Source organism: Dyadobacter sp. SG02 (genome assembly GCF_900109045.1).
GTDB lineage: Bacteria > Bacteroidota > Bacteroidia > Cytophagales > Spirosomataceae > Dyadobacter.
On the sequence record NZ_FNYL01000003.1, the window covers coordinates 176,913 to 198,031 of the forward strand.

General features: G+C 51.6%; 20 protein-coding genes and 1 tRNA gene. 7 read left to right on the forward strand and 14 right to left on the reverse strand.

The features are described 5' to 3' along the window. Positions 1-117: 117 nt before the first annotated feature. The 6 genes from BMW93_RS07750 to BMW93_RS07775 form a co-directional block, all read right to left on the reverse strand. Positions 118-1,056 (reverse strand): glycerophosphodiester phosphodiesterase family protein, encoded by a 939-nt coding sequence (locus BMW93_RS07750; protein ID WP_090374654.1) that lies wholly within the window; start codon positions 1,054-1,056, stop codon positions 118-120. A 14-nt stretch (positions 1,057-1,070) separates the two neighbouring features. Then, entirely contained in the window at positions 1,071-1,673 is a 603-nt protein-coding gene (locus tag BMW93_RS07755; protein ID WP_090375068.1) for a histidine phosphatase family protein, read from the reverse strand. Positions 1,674-1,675: 2 nt separating this feature from the next. Beyond that, a complete protein-coding gene (locus BMW93_RS07760) occupies positions 1,676-3,133 on the reverse strand; it encodes an FGGY-family carbohydrate kinase (protein ID WP_090374655.1) in 1,458 nt (485 codons plus the stop codon). 869 nt (positions 3,134-4,002) lie between these two features. Continuing rightward, entirely contained in the window at positions 4,003-5,448 is a 1,446-nt protein-coding gene (locus BMW93_RS07765) for an FGGY-family carbohydrate kinase (RefSeq protein ID WP_090374656.1), read from the reverse strand. A gap of 10 nt (positions 5,449-5,458) precedes the next feature. Further along, entirely contained in the window at positions 5,459-6,463 is a 1,005-nt protein-coding gene (locus BMW93_RS07770) for a 2-hydroxyacid dehydrogenase (protein ID WP_090374657.1), read from the reverse strand. 253 nt (positions 6,464-6,716) lie between these two features. Beyond that, entirely contained in the window at positions 6,717-7,973 is a 1,257-nt protein-coding gene (locus BMW93_RS07775) for an MFS transporter (protein WP_090374658.1), read from the reverse strand. 316 nt (positions 7,974-8,289) lie between these two features. On the opposite strand from BMW93_RS07775, the gene BMW93_RS07780 reads away from it, so the two are divergent. Next, the gene (locus BMW93_RS07780) at positions 8,290-9,054 is read left to right on the forward strand and encodes a DeoR/GlpR family DNA-binding transcription regulator (RefSeq protein ID WP_090374659.1); all 765 of its coding nucleotides are present in this window, start codon (positions 8,290-8,292) and stop codon (positions 9,052-9,054) included. Here BMW93_RS07780 and BMW93_RS07785 read toward each other — a convergent pair. From BMW93_RS07785 to BMW93_RS07810, 6 genes are all read right to left on the reverse strand, one after another. Continuing rightward, positions 9,051-10,271 carry an inositol-3-phosphate synthase gene (locus tag BMW93_RS07785; protein ID WP_090374660.1) on the reverse strand — a complete coding sequence of 407 codons (1,221 nt, stop codon included), beginning with the start codon at positions 10,269-10,271 and terminating at the stop codon, positions 9,051-9,053. The genes BMW93_RS07780 and BMW93_RS07785 overlap by 4 nt on opposite strands. 258 nt (positions 10,272-10,529) lie before the next feature. Further along, positions 10,530-11,822: an acetylxylan esterase gene (locus tag BMW93_RS07790; RefSeq protein ID WP_090374661.1), complete on the reverse strand. Its 1,293-nt coding sequence runs from the start codon at positions 11,820-11,822 to the stop codon at positions 10,530-10,532. A gap of 116 nt (positions 11,823-11,938) precedes the next feature. Further along, the gene (locus BMW93_RS07795; protein WP_090374662.1) at positions 11,939-12,154 is read right to left on the reverse strand and encodes a hypothetical protein; all 216 of its coding nucleotides are present in this window, start codon (positions 12,152-12,154) and stop codon (positions 11,939-11,941) included. A 175-nt stretch (positions 12,155-12,329) separates the two neighbouring features. Further along, positions 12,330-12,401, reverse strand: a tRNA-Arg gene (locus BMW93_RS07800). 68 nt (positions 12,402-12,469) lie between these two features. Further along, positions 12,470-13,705: a GTPase HflX gene (hflX, locus tag BMW93_RS07805; RefSeq protein WP_090374663.1), complete on the reverse strand. Its 1,236-nt coding sequence runs from the start codon at positions 13,703-13,705 to the stop codon at positions 12,470-12,472. Between the two features lie 30 nt (positions 13,706-13,735). Beyond that, positions 13,736-13,927 carry a hypothetical protein gene (locus tag BMW93_RS07810; RefSeq protein WP_090374664.1) on the reverse strand — a complete coding sequence of 64 codons (192 nt, stop codon included), beginning with the start codon at positions 13,925-13,927 and terminating at the stop codon, positions 13,736-13,738. A 117-nt stretch (positions 13,928-14,044) separates the two neighbouring features. Between BMW93_RS07810 and BMW93_RS07815 the strand changes: the two genes are divergently transcribed. The 6 genes from BMW93_RS07815 (at position 14,045) to BMW93_RS07840 (ending at position 18,939) form a co-directional block, all read left to right on the forward strand. Next, a complete protein-coding gene (locus BMW93_RS07815) occupies positions 14,045-15,430 on the forward strand; it encodes an MATE family efflux transporter (RefSeq protein ID WP_090374665.1) in 1,386 nt (461 codons plus the stop codon). Positions 15,431-15,762: 332 nt separating this feature from the next. Next, entirely contained in the window at positions 15,763-17,154 is a 1,392-nt protein-coding gene (locus BMW93_RS07820) for a rhodanese-like domain-containing protein (protein WP_090374666.1), read from the forward strand. A 47-nt stretch (positions 17,155-17,201) separates the two neighbouring features. Then, positions 17,202-17,411, forward strand: a complete 210-nt coding sequence (locus BMW93_RS07825) for a hypothetical protein (protein ID WP_090374667.1) — start codon at positions 17,202-17,204, stop codon at positions 17,409-17,411. Then, positions 17,396-17,776, forward strand: coding sequence for a type II toxin-antitoxin system VapC family toxin (locus BMW93_RS07830; RefSeq protein WP_090374668.1), 381 nt, complete (start codon positions 17,396-17,398; stop codon positions 17,774-17,776). The genes BMW93_RS07825 and BMW93_RS07830 overlap by 16 nt, the downstream gene beginning before the upstream one ends. 49 nt (positions 17,777-17,825) lie before the next feature. After that, entirely contained in the window at positions 17,826-18,401 is a 576-nt protein-coding gene (locus BMW93_RS07835) for a YeeE/YedE family protein (protein WP_090374669.1), read from the forward strand. A 13-nt stretch (positions 18,402-18,414) separates the two neighbouring features. Next, on the forward strand, positions 18,415-18,939 hold the full coding sequence (locus tag BMW93_RS07840) for a YeeE/YedE family protein (protein ID WP_090374670.1): 525 nt from the start codon (positions 18,415-18,417) through the stop codon (positions 18,937-18,939). On the opposite strand, the gene BMW93_RS07845 is transcribed toward BMW93_RS07840, so the two are convergent. Both BMW93_RS07845 and BMW93_RS07850 read right to left on the reverse strand, forming a co-directional pair. Next, complete coding sequence (locus BMW93_RS07845) at positions 18,940-19,683, reverse strand: class I SAM-dependent methyltransferase (protein WP_090374671.1); 744 nt, start codon at positions 19,681-19,683, stop codon at positions 18,940-18,942. Between the two features lie 49 nt (positions 19,684-19,732). Continuing rightward, complete coding sequence (locus BMW93_RS07850; protein ID WP_090374672.1) at positions 19,733-21,118, reverse strand: TonB-dependent receptor; 1,386 nt, start codon at positions 21,116-21,118, stop codon at positions 19,733-19,735. Between the last annotated feature and the right edge of the window lies 1 nt (position 21,119).

Genomic DNA, 21,119 nt, shown 5'->3' on the forward strand with positions numbered 1-21,119 from the left:
CGATTGATTGGCAACGAAAAGCAAGGTGCAGCGCACCGTAAGAGGAGCCGAATGTATGCTAAGCGCTGGTGATATTGATTACTACGCCTGTGCATTACCGGCCGGCATCGCCAATGCCTATTCCTTCCCAAAAAATTTCTGCTTAGGACTACGCTTCTCCGCATATTCCTTCACCGCTTCCGCCGCTTCGATCGGCAGATCGGATTCGAGAATGGAGGCGCCGTCTTTGGCAATGGCCAGGTAAGCTGCTTTGCGCTCTTCGGCGGTTTTCAGTTTGTCGTAGGACGACGCGGCCGAGATCATGCACATCGTGCCTTTCTTGTTCAATAATGCATATAATTCCTTATTCTCGGGCTTCACGTGCGGGCCTATGTAGGCGATCATTTGCGTGAACGGCACGCCGGCTTTTTCGTAATCCTCGTATTCCTTCATATTCCGCACAAATGCCGAGAATGTGTGGTTTCTGTTTTGGGTTAAATAATACTGCATTTCGGCGGCGCTGTGGACGGTGAGCATCACGAATGCGTCGGCTTTGTGCTTTTTGATCAATGCGGCGGTCATGGCGAGCGGAACATCCTTGTGGTCGAGGTTGAGGACTGTTTTGCCGCGCGCCCATTCGATCACTTCCGAAAGCGTCGGGATAGGGAAGTTGGTAACATGGCCCTCGGCGTCTTTGAGGCGGAATTTTTTGAGCTCTTCATAAGTATAATCGGATAACTTGCCCTTACCGGTCGTAGTGCGGTCGAGCGTGGCGTCGTGCATGAGCACCATCACGCTGTCTTTGGTCAGCCGCGGGTCGATTTCGAAAAATGCCGCGGTGTGTTTTAATGTATTTTCAAAAGTGGCAATCGAGTTTTCGGGAAAACCCTTCACCATTCCGCCCCGGTGTCCGGCGATCAGGATCGGGTCGTTTCCGGTGAACTGGAAATAGGCATGCAAATCCTTCGCAGTCCTGATTTTCAAGGTGTTGAGCTTGTCCTGAGCGTAGCTGTTCATGTGGCTGCCGATTGTCAGCAATGCAGCCGCTATCAATGGATTAAGGAATTTCTTTTTCATGATTATATCAAAAATTAAGAGCGGCAGTTGAGTTTTAAAAGGCTGAATTCACCCTGTGCGTCCAGACTGAATAATGTTACCGAAGAGTTCTCCTGAACGATCTGCCGGTAGTTTTTGAGCGGCATACCGAGCTTCCAGGCCATGTAAAACCGGTTCACGGCATTGTGTGCCACTACGAGCACGGTCCCGTTGGCATGTTTTTGTAAAATATCATTAAAAAAATCATCGACCCGCGTCACAATCTCGACGGCCGTCTCGCCCGTGCCGCCCGCGCGTGCATAGTCGGGCTCCTGCGCCCACGCGTCCCAGAGCGCGGGATTTTCGGCGATGAATTCGGCCCGCGTTTTTCCTTCCCATGCGCCGAATGAGGCTTCAATCAGCCGCTGATCGACGATAATGTCGGGGTAATTGCCCGAGGCAATGGTCGCCGTGTGGTGCGCGCGTTGGAGCGGCGAGGTGTACACCGCGTCGAATGGAATGTCTTTGAGCAATGTGGCGGCCAAATGCGCCTGTTCGAGGCCCTTTTCGGTGAGCCCGATGTCCGTGGCTCCGCAGTAGCGGTTACCGTCGGCGTTCCAGAATGTTTCTCCGTGGCGGAGCAGATAAACGTGAAGCATCGTCAATGGGTTATGGGCACGGGCCCTTCTATGAAACCTTTTTCGGTTAAAGTTTGGATAAAATTCCGGTATTGCTGTGTATATGCTTCTACCAATGCCGGTTCGGGGATGATCGTTTTTTCAATGCGCGTCATCGCCCGGGCAGCTTCCGTGAGCGTTTCGAAATGCGAACCCGCCGCAGCCACGATCGCGGCACCGGCGGCGCCGGTCACATTGCCACATTTGTGTACCGGGCGGTTGAGGACATTGGCACGGATAGCCAGCCATACGTCGCTGTTGCTGCCGCCCCCGGCCGTAAATACGGCATTCACATGCTCGCCGGATAAGCTTTCGATCATTTCGTAAGCATAGCGCTCCACGAATGCGACACCCTCCATATTCGCGGTAAATGTCGCCGCGCGACTGGCATTTTCGGGGGAAAAACCCCGTGCTTGCGGTGCGATGAAGGGAAAACGCTCTCCTTGTTGCAGTAACGGATAGGCGATGAGGCCGGTCGGTATCAGGTCGGCGGCGGCGTTGGTTAATGCGGTAAGGTCGTCGGCGAAACCGGCTGAAACCCAATCGGCGCCGATATTCCCCGCCCCGCCGGGCATCCAGTAACCTTCGGGGTGGCGGTGGCTGTAAAGGCGGCCCTCCGGGTCGCGTACTTCCTGCACGGTCACACCCTTCACGACGAGCGTGGTGCCGATAGTGGTATTCCAATCTCCGGGCTGCACGGCGCCGGACGCCACTTGCGAGGCACAACCGTCGGTCATGCCTGCTATGACGTGAATCCGGCCCAAGCCAAGGCTTTCGCTTAGTTCCGGAAGCAACTGCCCGATTTTCGTGCCCGACGGGACGACTTTTTGCTGCCATTCTTTATGCAGGGGCAAATGTTCCGTCAGCCACGACGGCCATTCTCCCTTGCTCACATCAAAGCCCGATTTCAATGCATTGGTATAATCGGTCACGGAATAGTTGCCGCAGAGTTTCCCTATGATGAAATCCGTGGCGTGGATCCAGGTGTGGATATGCGCTGCTTTTTCCGGGAAATGGTTGGAATACCAAACCATTTTAGACAAACCGCTGGATGCATTGAAACCGCTATAACCTTCCGGGTGGACACGTTCGGCTATTTCCCGGCAATGCTTTCCCTCTGCCGCAGGGCGGGTATCGGAATACATCAGGGCATCGTGCAACGGCTCGTTGCTGGCATCCAGCGGAATAACGGTACCGGAAGTAGAAGTGACCGATACCGCTTTGATATCCATCAAATCAATCTCTTCGCGAACAGAAACCAGCAGGTTTTGTAAACAGGCGAATGCCGATTCCCACCACAATGCCGGCGATTGCTCCTCTCGCGAACGCGATGTGAGCGGGAAGACCTGCTCGCTACTCCCCACTGTGCGGCCCGTCTCATCGAGCAGCACCACACGCACCCCCTGCGTTCCGACGTCGATTCCTATGAAATATGAATGCATTTAATGTTAATCTTGGATTTAAATAAACAATGATTTGATCTGTCGATATTACCCCGTGCCGCATCAACGTCAACCTCAACGTCAACGTCAACGTCAACATCAACCTCAACGTCAACGTCAACATCAACATCAACATCCACATCCACATCTACAAATGTTACGGTGCGCTGCACCTTGACGTCGGGGATGTTTGTCGGTTCCTTGTTTCTCGCTATTCATAATGGTACCGGGTGCAGAGCACCCAAATATTTGTAGATAAAAATGTATTAATAACGAAATTCAAGGTGCAACGCACCGCAAGATTTGTAAATAGAAATGTGTCAATAACGAAATTCAAGGTGCAGAGCACCGCAAGATTTGTAGTGGCACCGCAAGATTTGTAAATAGAAATGTGTCAATAACGAAATTCAAGGTGCAGAGCACCGCAAGATTTGTAGTAACACCGCAAGATTTGTAGATAAAAATGTATCAATAACGAATTTCAAGGTGCAGCGCACCGCAAGATTTGTAGTAGATAAAAATGTATCAATAACGAATTTCAAAGGTGCAGCGCACCGCAAGATTTGTAGATAGAAATGTATCATAACGAATTTCAAGGTGCAGCACACCGCAAGATTTGTAGATAAAAATGTATCAATAACGAATTTCAAAGGTGCAGCGCACCGCGAGATTTGTAGATAAAATGTATCAATAACGAATTTCAAAGGTGCAGCGCACAGCAAGATTTGTAGCACCGCAGGATTTGTAAATAAAAATGTATCAATAACGAATTTCAAGGTGCAGCGCACCGCAAGATTTGTAGCACCGCAAGATTTGTAGCACCGCAAGATTTGTGGATTTGCGGGGTTTAGGTTTATGAAATGTCATGTTTAATTCAATGTTTTAAATGTTTCCCGGCTGCGTTTCCATTCGTTGTACCATTCTGCACAATTCGGGTCGCCATTGGGTTTTATAATCTCCAATGTTTCCGGCGCATGGTTCGGAATGCCTAATGCATTGTTGCAAATAACCACCCCGCCCGAGACGGATGCCTGGCGGTAATTGGTCCGGATCATGACCTTTTTACCTAACAAATTGGCGATAAACTGCCGCAACAGACCGCTTTGCACGCCGCCGCCGCACATCCACACGTAGTCCTGTTCGTGCCGCGTTACTTCGCGGAGCACATTGTAGTTTTCGGAAATACTGCATGCAATGTCCCAGAGCGTTGCCCATACGAAATGCGCCCGGCTGAGCTGGTGTGAAACCGGTGTATTGAAAATGAACCCACCGCGGATCAGCGGCGATTTTTCGCCCGCGAGCAGGGAGCCCAGCGCACCCACGCAATGTGTATCGCGAATGCGCCCTACCTCGGTTTCGATCAGTTCGTAGGGTTCATTGGGATAAAAAATTTCTTTCAGGCGCTGGTAATTCAGCCCGGTGACGCCCGCGTTGGCTTCGACGAGGAAATTCGCATGGTCGGTATGACGGTTGGTCCAGGTGCGTTCCTGAGCGTCGGTGATGTAGTGGTTGGCTATTTTAATGATCGGTGTGGTGGTTCCGGAAACGATCACAATGTCTTCGACAGATGGCTCGATGCTCATGATCGCCAGTTGGGTGTCGGAGCCACCGACAACCACGTTGGCGGTTTTCGAAATGCCGAGTTCGGCGGCTACTTCCCCTAGTATTTTGCCTAAAATAGCGCCTGAGCTCACCAGCGGAGGCAGGAGCGACGTATCGAGTTGGTATTTTTCACAAAGTTTTTCCGACCATTCACCCTTGTCAACATCATAAAGCAATGTTTCCGAAGCTTGTGAATGCTCGTAGCCCCGTGTTCCGCTGAACATATATTGCGCCCAGTCGCTGATGCTCAGAAATGTCGAAACCTGCTGCCAGAGCTCTGGGCGTCGGTTGCGCACGCCGACGAGTTTCAATGCGGAAAAAAGCGAGGTAGGATACCGGCCGGTGAGCAGGTAAATCTCGTGCTTGTCGGGCGTAATATCCTCCCATTCGCGGCCGCGGTGGTCGATATTGGGCATGCCGATGAGCGAACGACCGGTGTTGTCGAGCGCTACGATGCCTTCGCGCTGGCTGGTGGCGGTGATGGCTGTGATGGTTACAGCGCCCGCTTGCACCAATGCGGTTTTAGCGAGACTTTTTATTTGCTCCCAAAGTGCGGCGGGGTCGAAGAAAATGGATTCGGGATAATGTTCGTCTTTCTGGTAGCACATATCGCCACTTGCCACGCCGAGGATCGCGCCGGTGGTATCGGCAATCGCGACGCGCACGTTGCCTGTACCGATGTCGGCCACGAGGTAAGCCTGTTTCAAGGTCATTGTTTTTGAGTTAATGGGTTTTGGCAGACAATACTTCGCGGTTTACCAACTGGCGGATGTTACGATTGCCTTCCACATAAAAGACTCGCAAGGCCTTGTTCATAATGTCGGCGTGGTGATCTTCCACTTCAAACGTCGCCCCGGCAATGTGCGGCGTGGCGAGTACATTGCGGTGGTGGATGAGCCTGTAATCCAGTTCGTCAGGTGGTTCGTGGTCGAAAACATCGAGAATCGCGCCGCGGATTGTATTGCTTTCGATCGCCGAAAGTAATGCCTCGCGTTTCACAACCACTGCACGCGCTGTATTCACGAAAATCGCACCCTTTTTCATTAACCCGATCAGCTCTTCTCCAATCATGCCTTCGGTTTCCTCATTCACGGGCAAATGGATCGATACCACGTCGCTGAGGCGGAAAACATCTTCCAGGCTGACCTTTTTGTAATCGGGATTGTCGGAAGTGTAAAACGGGTCATAATACAGAATTTCGGCCGGGAAATGCTTCACCAGGTTCGCGATAGTCTGCCCCACTGCTCCAAAACCGACCATTCCGATCGTTTTCCCGGCGATTTCATTCCCTTTAAACTGCAAATAGGAAGTGTGCGCTCCGGCCTCCCAATGCTCGCCTTCCAGCCAGGCAATGCCTTCGAGCGTATTGCGCAGGAGGTTGATGAGGTTAGCGATAAACATTTCCGCCACCGCCTGCGCATTACGCGCGGGGGTGTTGAAAACCGGGATGCCTTTGGCCGTGGCGGTTGCGATGGCCACATTGGAGGGTGTCCCGCGGCACACGCCGATAAACTGCAAATCCGGGAACGCCCCGATTACCTCCGAAGTAACATGGTCGTGCTCGGTAATGAGCGCGTCGGCCCCGGTTTCAGTCAGCAATGCAATGAGCTCGACCTCGTTGTAAGCGCGCTCCTGTAATTTCCATGGCTTATAGATGATCTCTCCGAATTGTTCTTTTAACGCCTGCTGCGCCTTGTCGTGGTAGGGGGCGGTGATTAGGATTTTCATATTGGGTGTCGATAAGATTCTTTAACGTAATATGATGTCAGGTTTTTGTCAGGGGTGGTCATTTGTGGTCATTTGTGGTCATTTGTGGTCAGGTGTGGTTGGGTGTGGTCATGTGTGGTCATGTGTGGTCAGGTATTGTCATTTGTTGTCATGTTTTTTCAAGAATAGTCAGGTATAGACCGTGAATTATGGAGAGAATCTGGCAACACCTGGCCACACCTGACAACACCTGACAACACCTGACAACACCTGACTATTCTTGACCACTCCTGACCATTTCTACCTCGATGGAACTAGCCTGCGACAACGTAATAAACCGCGTGAGCACCGCGCTGACGAAGTACAGAATCGCCAGCGTCCAGGCGACGCCTTCGCTGCCGATGGAGCCGATGAAGAGCCCTACGATGGCCGGGCCGATGAATACCGGGAGGCCTGCGCCGAGGTTCAGGATGGCCATGGCTGCACCCTTTTCTTCTTTTACCAGGGAAGGTACCAATGCTGATAACGGTACGTATCCGGCGAGTAGTCCGCCCCAGAGAATGCCGGGGATGAGGATCAGCCAGAAGTTGCCATCGAAAAGCGCCGGAGAATAGTAGAATAGCAGGGTGCTCACGCCGCAGCCGAAGCCGCCGAACCACATAATGGTGTTCTGCCAGCCCAGCCGGTCGCCGACGAAGCCGAAAATGAGGTTGAATATAATGTTACTGGTAAAAATAGTACCCCATATCCACAGCCATTCCTGCGTAGAAAGCCCGTGCGCGGCCATGTAGGTGGGCATGAATACCGGGAATGCGAACTGGGCTGTAGTATTGATAATGCGGACAATGCCGCCGATGAGTACTTTCGGTTCTTCGCGGATAATGGTGAAGCCTTTCAGCAGCTCCCTAGCCTTGCCGGCCGCTTCACCGGTGGAGTGGAATTTGTCTTTATTTAAAACCAATGCACAAAATGCCCCGATCGAAACCCAGAAAATAGAGCTCCATAATGTGTTCTGGTAACCAAGCCGCTCGATGGCCCAGCTCGAATAGTAGGCGCCAAATACATTGAGACCACCTGTAAATACAAACCAGAACCACCCCACGGCACGCCCAAGCGCATTCTCCGGCGTGCGATAGGTAACCCACACGAGGAACGAATACGCAAACAACGGGTACCCGAACCCTCTGACCGCATAAGTGAGCAGCATAATGGGGAAGTTCAGCGATTCCATACCCAATCCGACAAAACCGATAGTCCCGATCACGTACAGCAGAATGCCCATCAGCATGGCCTTGCGGGGGCCATACCCTTCGGCCAGTACACCCGAAAACCACGACGAAATGGCGATGGTAATGCCGTACACCGTGAAAAGCGATGCGGATTGCTGGATAGTCATGCCGCGGTCGAGGAGATAGGGGCTGAGCCAGCCTTGCTCCACGCCGTCGCCCATCATGAAGATCAGAATGCCCAGATAGCCCCAGGCGAGGTGCCGGGGTAATCCGATGCGGTCGAAAGGTGTCGTCGGTGTCATTGTTGGGTTGGTTTAGGAAAATGGTATAATCGACACAAAAAGCATGAAATATAGAAGCCGAATGCGGATGTAAACAAAATGAAATAAAATTATTTAAACAAAATTAAAGCATATTAAACTAAATGAAACATTTCGTGATGATTGTTAACAATATGATAATGCCTGCCCAGGGGTAGTAATTTGGGCACTTTTTCTCCTTTGTTTTGTATTATTTGTATTTAAAAAATAAATCTGGCGGTGTTGGGGCGAGGGAGTATGCGAGCGGGTTTCCGTGTTCGGGAAACTATGGTTATACTTGCTTTCAAAGTGTATCGAAATGACTATTACGGAAAGGCATCAATTCATTTTGCAGGAGCTGAAAAGGGCGGGTACGGTGAGTATCGTGCAGCTTTCGGAGCAAATGCAGGTTTCCGGCGTGACGATCCGGAAGGATCTGAAACTCCTCGAAGACAAAAATTTACTGTTCAGGACACACGGCGGTGGTTCGCTCAACAACCCTTATGCGGTGGAGCGGCCGATTAATGAGAAGGAATTTATCAATTCCGATGAAAAGCAAAGCATCGCGCGGGAGGCATTGACGCTGATCCGGCAAACGGATTCGATCATGATCGGTTCAGGGACAACCGTGTTCGAACTGGCGCGCTGCCTGCATCCGACGAAGCAGATTACGGTGATTACGCCGGCGGTGAAGGTGACGCTGGAACTCAGCAACCGGCCGAACGTGGAAGTGTTGCAGCTAGGCGGACTGATCCGCCAGAACTCGTCGTCGGTGGCGGGCTCCTATGCCGAATACATTCTTGACCATATTTCCTGCGGCGTACTTTTCATTGGTGTGGATGGTATTGACTTCGATTTCGGCCTGTCGATCAGTAACCTGACCGAAGCCGGGCTAAACCAACGGATGATCAGCACCGCGCAGATTGTGGTAGTGCTTGCCGACCATACAAAGTTCGGCAAGCGGGGGATCGGAAAAATTTGCGACCTCGACCAGGTGCAGTACATCGTGACCGATGCCGGCGTTTCGGGCGAGGCCGTCAAGGCCCTGGAAGACCGTGGCGTGAAGGTGCTGGTCGCGCGCTAGTCCATTTTATCGGCCAGCTCGAAACTTAATTTCAGCTGCTTCCGGGTCGATGCGGTGAGTTCGCGCTTGGCGAGTGCGTGACATTCGTAAGTCGCATCGGCAAACATCATTTGCTGCGGCGGGGTCTTTTGCGTAGCCGCCGAAGGCCCGCGCAATGCGCCTACAAGCCCCATCTCGCGCGCTACGTACACATAACGCACGGCGTCGATCACGACACCCGCCGAGTTGGGCGAATCCTGCACCGAAAGTTGCGCGTCGAGCGTCACCGGCGAGCCCATGAAGCCTTCCAGTTCGAGGCGGAAATTGGCTACCTTATTATCTCCATAAAATGCAATGTATTCCGATGGCCCGGCGTGCAGGAAGCTGTCGGTGGTAGAAATGCCGCGGATATCGTTTTGCGCGCGGATCACATTTTCTTTCGAAATTTTCTTCGATTTCAGGCGGTTTTTATCCTCCATATTTAGGAAATCGGTATTGCCGCCCACATTGCGCTGAATATGCGCTTTTACGTGGTGGCCACGTTCGAAGGCCAGTTCCTGCAACATTTGCGACAATATACTCGCCCCAAACTGGCTGCGCATATCGTCGCCGATCAGCGGAATGCCCGCGTCGATGAATTTCTGCTCCCACTCCGGGTCGGATGCGATGAATACCGGAATACAGTTCACGAGCGAAATGCCCAGTTCAAGGCAGATTTCAGCATAAAACTCCGTGGCTAGTTGCGAGCCCACCGGCAGATAGTTGATCAGCACTTCTGCTTCATGTGCTTGCAGGTGCGCGACGATTTCCTGGCGGATCGCGGCGGTTAATGCTTCATTATACCTTTCACCGCTGGTCAGCAGGTCGGTGTCTTTCAGTTCTTCCTTCACCACAAACCTGTTATCGGCCGGGTAGGCGAGCATTTGCGGCGAAACGCCATCAAGTACCGGAGAGCGGTAAACCGGCGCCTCGCTGGTAATGTCGGTATAAAGCTCGATCGCGCAATTGGGTTTTGTGAAAATGGCGTCTTTCAGTTTCAGCCCGATTTTACGCTCATCCACCTCGAAACCGCATACGAATTCAATGTTTGCAGCGCGGTAGCTGCCGATGTCACCGGCCATCAGTCCCGAGGTTTTTTCGGTATAGCGTGTGTAGTATTCAACACCCTGAACCAGCGAGCTTGCACAGTTTCCCACGCCCACGATCGCTACTTTTATCTTCTGATCGATATTTGACATTTCCAATAATCTGAGTTTATGATGAAAATTTATTTTTAAAATATTTTAATTAATACAAAATGCTTGAATTTAAGCCAAAATAAAATGTTTAAAATCGATAATGCAACTGTAATGGCAAGTTTATGCAAACGTTTGCATAAAAATTTTGTGTTTAATTTTAGATAGGTTAGGAATGCCACGAAGGCACGAATTATCACGAATATCTTTCGTGTTTAATTCGTGCCTTCGTGGCATTATAAAAATTCCGTAAAACTCCCCTTACAAATACTTCTGCATATAGCTGACAAACAGCTTCCAATCCTCGGGCAACACCGTATGCCCGCCCTCGTGCATATAATACCCGAGATGGTTCATGAGCAAAGAAGTATCCCCCGCCGCAGGCATAGCCGCCGACGCCGTGGGTGCCGTCTCTCCGAAAAGCCGGTAAACAGGCGCAGCTGCAACCGCGGATAAGAATTCGCCCCGTGGGTCGGACCAATAATCCGTGCTTCCCGTTTGCAGCAATAGCGGCCGCGGGGCCATCAGTGCGACGAGCATATGCGCATCGATCGGCATGGCATTGACCTTGTCGGCCCAGCCGTGATAATTGGGAGCAAACTGGTACAAATACCGTGAAGGATCGGAAATGTGCCGGATCGTCTCGCCGTAATTCCGGCGCGCCAATGCCGCGCCGCCTTCCCCGGAAATGCTCGCAATCACCATTTTGAACCGAGGGTCGTGAATACCCGCCCAAAGCACCGTTTTCCCAAGTCGCGAAGCACCCTGCAATGCGACGCGCTTACTGTCGATCTGTTTGTCGGTTTCGAAATAGTCCATCGCGCGGCTCAATCCCCATCCCCAGGCTGCGATCGCGCCCCATTCGTCGGCGGCAGGCTCCGACTGGCCGGGTTTCAGGTATGTTTTACGGATGCCGTAGGGCAGGCCGTCTTTGAAATCGGGTTCGATATCGCCGTAATACACCGTCGCGAAGCCAATGCCGGCGTCGATGAATTGTTCTACATTCAATTTGCCGAATGGCGTTGGTTTATCGGCTTTCACTTTTTTGCCCTCCTTATTCCATATCTCGCCTACGCGCAGGCCGGGATCGTCGATAATCTGGTTATAGGCCGCGAAGGAAATGTTCATCAGCAGGGGCACCGGGGTGCTTGCCTTCGCCGGCAGGTAAATGAGCAGGTTCATCTTATGATCCGACGTGTCTTTCGTGAAGTACACGGTCACCTGCTTGCGGATCGCCTTTCCCCCGAATACGGCCGTGCCCTTGTCGAATGCATGGAACGATAAATCCTTCGGCGCGGGTGGCATTTTACCGAACTGGTTTTCCTCCGCAAGCCGCAATAGTTCGGGACGCCGCTTATCTGTCCATTGTTTGGCGGTTGTGACCGGCTTACCGTCCGTGGTTTTCAAAAGTTCGGGCAATGTGTAGGTGCCGACCGAATCTTCGGAGTAGTTGACGGGGAACCCTGCTACCATAGTCGGGCGGTTGGCGGCCTGTTGCGCGAATGCGCTCGCGGAAGCGATCAGAAGTAGCGCGGGTAAGAGTTTTATTTTCATGGGATTAGGGGCTTTTGAGATGTTAAGCGTCCTAATAAGTATCAATGTAGGGTAGGTTACTTGCTTTGTTTTTAGAGAGTTTTCAATCTGGCGGCGTCACTTGCGTGCTCACATATTCACGACTTCTTCCAGCTCCTGATAAACGTCCAGATCAGCGAGATAATGAATGTGCCAATAGCAACGACAACGCCGATGGTACTTCCAACGAATATCCTTTCATTCCACGACCCATCACCAATATTCTCAGAAAACGCCCAAATGCCGGTGAAGAAAAATAAGAAGATCAGAAAGAAAGAAGTCATCATAATGATGACATCGTAATGCTTTTTCATGATTTTGCGTCAGTTGTCACCAAAATGTACGTATTTATTCGAGAATAATTATTTTTCGAAATGGAAGAGAAAATAAAAACAAGTACAAGCAAGTTTCTGAGCTTGATTTTGCGGCACAAGCCTGGTGAGTATGGGTTTGCGTGACGAAAAAAGCCAGGCAAACTGCCTGGCTTCGTGACCGCGACGGGAATCGAACCCATATCTAGAGTTTAGGAAACTCCTATTCTATCCGTTGAACTACGCAGTCGGTATTTACCCCGAAAATGAGGTTTTCGGGGTGCAAAACTGATAAAAATTCGTTTGAATTACAAATGATTATTCCTCAGTTTCTACGGGTGTGTAACCGAGGTCGAGCCAGTTCGGGTAAATCGAGAAGTGCTTTTCCTTCACCAGTGAGAATAACGTCCGCTTCAATTCGTCGATATTTCCCTTTTCCTGGGCCGAGATGAAGACCACATGATCCGCTTTTTCGGCGATGTAGCTCCGTTTCAGCTGGTTGAGCACATCTTCGGTCGATGGCGCTGCGTTTTCTTCCTCGTCTTCGTCGTTGTACGATGGTTTGTACAAATCTATTTTGTTGAAAACCAATATGGAAGGCTTGTTGGCGGCGCCGATTTCTTCCAGGGTTTTGTTTACCACATCGAGATGTTCTTCGAAGGAAGCGTGCGAAATGTCGACTACGTGCATCAGAATATCCGCCTCGCGTACTTCGTCGAGGGTCGATTTAAACGACTCGATGAGTGTAGTAGGCAGTTTGCGGATGAATCCGACGGTGTCGGTGAGCAGGAAGGGGATATTTTCCATATTCACTTTCCGCACGGTGGAATCCACGGTCGCAAATAGCTTGTTCTCGGCAAATACGTCAGCTTTGGCAAGGTTACGCATCAATGTCGATTTGCCCACGTTGGTGTAGCCAACAATTGCCACGCGCACGAGGCGGTCGCGCTCTTTGCGACGGGTAACGCTTTGCTTATCGACTTTTTCCAGCTTTTCTTTCAGGAATGCGATCCGGTCTTTTACGATCCGGCGGTCGGTTTCGAGCTCGGTTTCACCTGGTCCCCTCATACCCACACCCGCGCCCGACTGGCGGCTAAGGTGCGTCCACATGCGGGTCAACCGAGGGTACATGTATTGATACTGCGCGAGTTCGACCTGCAATTTCGACTGGGCGGTTTGGGCGCGCATCGCGAAAATGGCTAGGATAAGCAAGCTTCGGTCGATGACCTTAATGTCCTTGAAAACGGCTTCGAGGTTACGTACCTGCGAAGGCGAAAGGTCGTCGTCGTAAATGATCATGTCCACCGGGTTGGCGGTGACGTAAATCAGGATTTCTTCAAGCTTGCCCTTTCCGGTGTAGGTCCGGATGTCGGTGCGTTCGAGGTTTTGGGTAAAAGTCTGGACCGTCTCCACACCCAGCGTAGTCGCCAGGAACGCAAGCTCTTCCAGGTATTCCTTCGTCTTTTCGGCGTTTTGTTTTTGGGTGCTTACAGCAACCAGAACGGCTGTTTCCTTCTTGGCAGCTGTCGAATATAATTTTTTCTTATCAATCATGCACTGGTGTTTTTGTGTCTTAGTTCCGGCTCAAAATCCTGCGATAGCATACCCACATGCCGGAAAAGGGGCAGATTTGCAACGGATTGCCGCACGCAAAAGTTCATCGCAGGAATCCGTGAAATTACATTTACCATTTAACAAATCCATTTTTTTATTTGATTGTTCGAAAAAGTCTTTTGTATCTTTGCCGAAATTCTTTAAGCCTATGTTGGTGCTCATCTTCGGCTAATACTTAGCCACCATTCCGTTTCCGCCTTGTAACAGGCACTTTTTTTACGACCCGTTTCCGGTCGTGCAATTTCTATTTTTATCCATTATTGCAAATTTTTATTATCCATGAAAAAGTGGTTTCAACTGCTTCGTCAGGCTATTCGTGGCTCCGAAGAAAGTTTTACCGAAGGAAGCATCAACCTTGCCATTTTCCTGCTATCCGTACCCATGATCCTCGAAATGGTAATGGAGTCGCTGTTCGCGGTGGTCGATATTTTCTTTGTTTCGAAAGTAAGTACGGAAGCCGTCGCGACGGTCGGGCTTACCGAATCTGTGATTACGCTGGTTTACTCCCTCGCGATTGGTCTGAGCACGGCGGCTACGGCTACGATCGCGCGCCGGACAGGTGAAGGTAATCTGGGCCAGGCGCGTCATGCGGTCGGACAAGTGATATTCATTTCACTGACTATCTCGTCCGTGACGGCGGTGGTGGGCTATTTGCTCGCAGGCGATATTCTCCGGATGATGGGCGCCGACCCTAAGGTGATCGAAACGGGTACCAATTTTGCGCGAATCCAGTTTTTGAGCAGCCCGGTGGTGGTATTGCTGTATTCGCTCAGCGGTGCATTGCGTGGAGCGGGCGCGGCGGCGACTGCCATGCGTTCGCTGATGATCGCGAACGGGTTCAATATGCTGCTAGGGCCGATGTTGATCTTTGGAATAGGCCCATTCCCGGAACTTGGCGTTACCGGCGCAGCGCTGGCAACAGCTACCGGGCGTACTATTGGCGTTGGTTACCAGTTGTTTTCGCTTACCAAAGGCAAAAAAGCATTGGGCTTGCTTTGGGCAGACCTTAAACCTAACCTGGAAACGATCACGGCGATCGTCAAAATCGCTACGGGCGGTACCGTGCAGTTCCTGATCGGCTCGGCAAGCTGGATTTTCCTGACGCGCATTCTCTCCGAATTCGGCAGCGACGTCGTGGCGGGTTATACCATCGCCATCCGCGTAATCATGTTCACATTGCTGCCTGCGTGGGGACTAGCCAATGCGGCTGCAACGCTGGTAGGGCAGAACCTGGGAGCCGGGAAACCCGAACGCGCCGAAGCGTCGGTGTGGAAATGCGCTTCGTTTAACCTGATTTTCCTGGGCGTGCTGGCGGTGATCATGTTTATCGGTGCAGAAAGCATTGTCAGCCTGTTCAGCAGCCAGCGGCAGGTCGTCGAAACGGGCAAACTTGCATTGCGCGTGCTGTGTATGGGTTATGGGTTTTACGCATACGGGATGGTCGTGATCCAGTCGCTGAATGGCGCGGGTGATACCAAAACGCCGACAGTCCTGAACCTGATCGCGTTCTGGACGGTGCAAATCCCGACTGCGTATGTACTGGCCGTTATCCTGGAATTCGGGTCGGTCGGCGTTTTTGCAGCGGTACCCATTGCGGAATCCGTCCTGGCGATGCTGGGCATATGGCGGTTCCGTCTCGGGGGATGGAAGGTCGTTAAAGTGTAAATATGCCTGGATTGATTCGGGGGAGTCATTTACTGCTGGGGTTGGTCAGGAGCTTTCTGATCGTGGTACGGTATTGCATTAAAGTGACGAGGAGGGGGTAGGGGTGGTCAGGGGTGGTCGGGGGTGGTCAGGAACTGTCAGATGTAGTCATGGGTTGTTAGGTGTGCAGGTTGACACAATTGCAAGTCTTACAACATCTGAAAAAACTTGACTATACTTGACCATTCCTGACCACACCTGACAAAACTTGACTATACTTGACCATTCCTGACCACACCTGACCACCCCTGACAAAACTTGACCAAAAATCGTCACATAACCACATCAACGACATGAAAATAGAACAGATATATACCGGATGCCTGGCGCAGGGCGCATATTTTATCGTTTCAAATGGCGAGGCCGCGGTCATCGACCCGCTGCGCGAAGTAGCTCCGTACATGAAGAAAGCGGAGAAGGTAGGCGCTAAAATCCGGTATGTTTTCGAAACCCATTTTCATGCGGACTTCGTTTCAGGGCATATTGACCTGGCCGAAAAAACCGGTGCCGAGATCGTGTATGGTCCCGGTGCGCAGACCGGTTTCAAAGCCCACATTGCCGAAGATGGCGAGGAGTTCAAGCTGGGTGATGTGGTTATACGCACATTACACACGCCCGGGCACACGATGGAATCGACCAGCTATTTGCTGTTCGACGAATCCGGCAAGCCGGTGGCGCTGTTCAGCGGGGATACTTTATTTATAGGAGATGTCGGCCGTCCGGACCTGGCCCAAAAAGGGGATTTGACAATGGACGACCTTGCCGGAACCCTTTTCGACAGCCTCCGCTCGAAGATCATGCCATTGCCAGACGACCTGATCGTTTACCCCGCCCATGGCGCAGGCTCAGCTTGCGGTAAGAATATGAGCAAGGAAACATCCGACACCCTGGGCAACCAGAAGCGTTTCAATTACGCATTGCGTGCCGATATGACGAAAGAGGAGTTTATTAGAGACGTAACGTCCGGGCTCACCGAGCCGCCTCAGTATTTCCCTAAAAATGTAAAAATGAACCGCGAGGGCTACGAAAGCATCGACGACGTGCTCGAACGGGGCCATCAGGCACTTTCGCCGGAGGCATTTGAAGCCAGGGCCAATAATACCGGCGCATTGATCCTCGATACACGCAAACCGGGAGATTTTGCCAAAGGTTTTATTCCCAATTCTATCAATATCGGGATCGACGGCAGCTTTGCTCCCTGGGTAGGTGCATTGATCCCCGATTTGAAACAACTACTGCTCATCGTAACGGAGCCTGGCAAGGAGGAAGAAGTGGTAACACGCCTCGCGCGTGTGGGTTATGATTATACAATCGGCTATCTCAATGGTGGTTTCGAAAGCTGGAAACAAGCCGGGAAGGAATTGGATACGGTGGAATCGGTGAGTGCGGAAGAATTTGCAAGGCGTTTTGCATTAGAAAATGTGGAGGTAATCGACGTTCGCAAACCGGATGAGTTTGCTTCCGGGCATATTGCAGGAGCGCGGAATCTGCCGCTGGATTACATTAACGACCTCATGCCGGAGTTCCCGAAAGACCGCAAACTGCACATCCATTGCGCGGGCGGTTACCGCTCCATGGTCGCCGCCTCGATCCTAAAATCCCGTGGTGTGGACGACGTTGTGAACATTGAAGGAGGCTACGGCGCCGTCGCGAAAACGAACGTGCCGGTTTTAGCCGAAGCGTGATTATTGGTTGATTATTTGTAGATTAAGGGAAAATCAATTGATTGGATATGGAAACGCTGGTTGTAGAGCTTACTCACAAAAATGCATTACAATTGCTTAGAGATTTGGAGGCAATGGACATTATTCGTTTGCATGACGAAAAGGAAACCCCACAAACAAAGTTGTCTGAAAAATATAGGGGAGTTCTTCCGAAAGAAGCGGGCGAAGATCTTATCAACCACGTAAATCAAATGCGAAGCGAATGGGGCGCTATTTAATCGATACAAATATTGTTTCAAAGTATTTGTCAGGTTCATTGCCGCAGGACGGCGAACGTTTGCTGGATTCTGTGATTGATTCGGCGCCTCAGCTGTCGGTGATTACGCAAATAGAACTGTTATCATGGAAAAGTGGCTTCGAAGCGCGTGTGAGAGAATTTGTCGATGACAGCTCGATATTCGCATTAACGGAGGAAATTGTTCAGGCTTGTGTGAGGTTGAGGCGGGAAAGAAGAATAAGAACGCCCGATGCCATAATAGCCGCGACAGCAATTGTTAATGACCTTATTTTGTTAACAGACAACGAAGTGGATTTCCTGCGCATTTCTCAACTGACAGTGGTTAATCCGAACAGATATCAATAATTAAAGTCATACCTAATTAGTATACAAAATCGATATAATTAATATTCAAATGGAAATCATCGAACTTCTCAGACGACCGTGGCCATGGTACGTTGCCGGGCCGTTGATAGGCCTTACCGTGCCGGTGCTACTCTTGCTGGGGAACAAGTCATTTGGCATATCGTCGTCGTTCCGGCATATCTGTGCGGCGGTGATACCGGCGGGGCTGCCGTTTTTTAAATACAACTGGCGGAAGGAGGCGTGGAACCTGTTTTTTGTGGCGGGGATAGCGATTGGCGGGTTTGTGGGAAACTTCTGGCTGGCTAATCCTGATACCATTGTGGTGGCAGACGAGACGAGGCAAAGCCTGGCTGCATTGGGCGTTCAGGATTTTTCCGGGCTGATGCCGGCGGATATTTTCGCGCCGGGTAATGTGTTCACACTGAAAGGCCTGATATTCTTTGTACTGGGCGGGTTTCTGGTTGGTTTCGGGACGCGTTATGCAGGCGGTTGTACCTCGGGACATGCAATAATGGGGCTGTCTAACCTGCAATGGCCGTCGCTGGTGGCCACGGTCAGTTTTATGATCGGCGGGTTTGCGAGTACGCATTTGCTGCTTCCCTTCCTGCTAAATCTGGCCCGTTAAACTTTGATAGATTATGGAGAAGATACATCAGCATTCGTCCCTCGCGGAACCTGCCGACAGGGATTTTGATAATATTAAAATCGACGGCTGCGACGGCGCGAACCGCCAGCAATCCGCAGAAGGTTTTATTGCGAACCTCAAATATCTGCTCGTGGGCGTCATCTTCGGCATTGTTTTTCTGAAAGCCGAGATCGTTTCATGGTTCCGCATTCAGGAAATGTTCCGGCTCGATTCGTTTCACATGTACGGCGTGATCGGCTCGGCAGTTGCGGTAGGGCTGCTATCCATTTGGCTCATTAAGAAATTCAATATCAAAACATTATCCGGCGAAACGGTGAGCATTGCCGATAAGACATTTGATAAAGGCCAGATTTACGGTGGACTGCTGTTCGGCATCGGCTGGGCTATCACCGGTGCTTGCCCGGGCCCATTGTTTGCACAAATCGGCGCAGGTTACCTCGCCGTGGCTGTCACATTGTTGAGTGCCATTGCGGGAACCTGGGTGTACGGACTCATCCGCGCGCGGCTCCCGCATTGATTACTGCTTGCGCGCCACGAGGTACAGCTGTTCATCACCCAGCTGGAACGGATCGGCTTCGAGGTTACCGAATGTACCCACCACGAGTAACCCGGCCAGTTCGAACATGTGCGTAAGCTCACCGAGCGTGTAGATGTGCTGGCGGACGCTGTGCGTTACTTTTTCAGAACCGGAAATGAACGTTTGCTCGGCTTCGATGTAGCCGCCTTCGGCGCGGTACTCGTTCTCTGCGAGATAGATAATGTCGTCCTGCACCGGCATCCAGTTACGGGCCTGGAAGTTGGGCAGGATACTTTCAGCGAGGTTTTCGGTATGGAACGCCGCATGAGCACCCGGCTTTAATGCAGTGGCTATCTGGTTGATAAACTGCTGCATTTCGGCTCGCGGGAAGAAGCTGAAACTGTTTCCGAAACAATATGCGGCGTCAAATGCGGCTTCGGGCAGCGGGTAGTTCAAAACATCCGCACAAATCACATCCACCGACAATTGCTGCCGGCTGCTGATGGTTTGTAATTCTTCACAATACTCCTGCGAAATATCGATGCAGGTCAATGCAGTGCCTTGCGCTGCGAGGGGAATGGCATGCCGTCCGTAGCCCGCAAGCACGTCGAGTACCTTGCTGTCCGGCGTTATTTCAAGTACATCCCGCAGGAAATCAACCTCGTAATCGGTGTATTCTTCGTCCTGATTGAGTTTCCAGGCACGTTGGGGGAGTCCTTTGAAATAAGTATGGTACCAGGCCACAGTAGTATTTTGGTTTAAATTAAAACCTAAAACTACTAAAAAAGCCCGCTTACATACGCATGAGCGCGGGGGTAATGCGCAGGTATACCTGCCCGGAAAGCGGCGTTTTGCCATAAATGCCTTGCAGTAACCGATCGGGTTTGTAGAGGCTCATTTGCGCTCCGGCTTGCAGTAATGTGTTGCTGAACGAAGCAATTTGCCGGTTCAAACCGAGCGAAAACATGGAAACCGGCAGGTTTTCCAGCAGCGGATCGTGTTCACCGGTTTCGAAGCCCAATTCGACGTCGCTTTTCTGAACCCATTCATAACGGCCATAAACGGCCCATTTGTCAAGTTGCAAATTGGTTTCGGCCAGAACGGAATGTTCTTTGTGATGCTCGCCCGCATCATTCAATCCCCACACGAGTGTCGAAGAAATCCAACGGTTTTTCCCGCTCAGATTCCCCGAATGCTGTACAGAAGCGGTCGTGCGGTTGATGTCCTCATCCGGCTCCCGGGGCTCGGGGCTTTTGATAAAACCTCTCGAAGCCTGCAACGCCCAGTTGGCCGAAGGGTTGAACAGTAACCGGTAGCTGTAAGAATTGAAGCGTGGCTTGTCGAAATCGAAACGGTTTTCGTCGGGTTCGCGGCCGGTGAAGGAAGATCCTTCCAGTTTAAATTTGCCATATCGGACACCCGCCGTCACCACGCCGAATGTAATGTGCGTGGCATCCTGCCAGTGGTGGCCGAGCACGGCATCGGGGTTGTTGAATGCCGACATCCGGTGCATGAATGCGGTAGGACCCAGGGCCGGCTCGCCGGGATAGCCCGCGTAGATTGTCAGATCGACTTTGTCATTAATACGCTGAGTATAACCAATCGAAAGCTCCGAAATGAGGTCGTGCGGGTGCTGGCGGTCGATGAGCGGCTGGCCCTTCCAGCTCTCGCCGGACTGGAAAAGCAGCGGATAGCCCGCGCCGCCGTCCACAATGCGGTCGAGGGAAACCATTGCCCGGAGGTTTAGCAAGCCGTTTTTGCCTACCTGCCGCTGGGCCATACCCATAAACCAGTTGGGTGCGCTGAACCTCGAATCGGAGCCTCTTTTGCCGTCATTATTGAAGTTCTGGGCGGTATAGCGGAGGTAAATGCTCCCGTGCAGCATGTAGTTCCATTTGCTGCCGTGCTTCATGTAGGCGTACATGGGCGTGGCGTCGGGCTGCCAGCCGGTACCTGAGCCATTGCGGGTCATAGGCAGGCTCAATGAAAAGCTGTGGGTCATGTGCGATGGCCCGTTATGGCCCATTTGCGCATGATCCATGCTTTTCATGTCGTGCATTTCATGGCTAATAGTGTCTTTCGCGGGCTCCTGGTGATGCTCGTGCTGGGCCGATGCGGGAAGTGCGACAGCCGCCGTAGCGACGGCGGCTGTCAGTAAAAAAAGTCTGTCGAGAAGCATG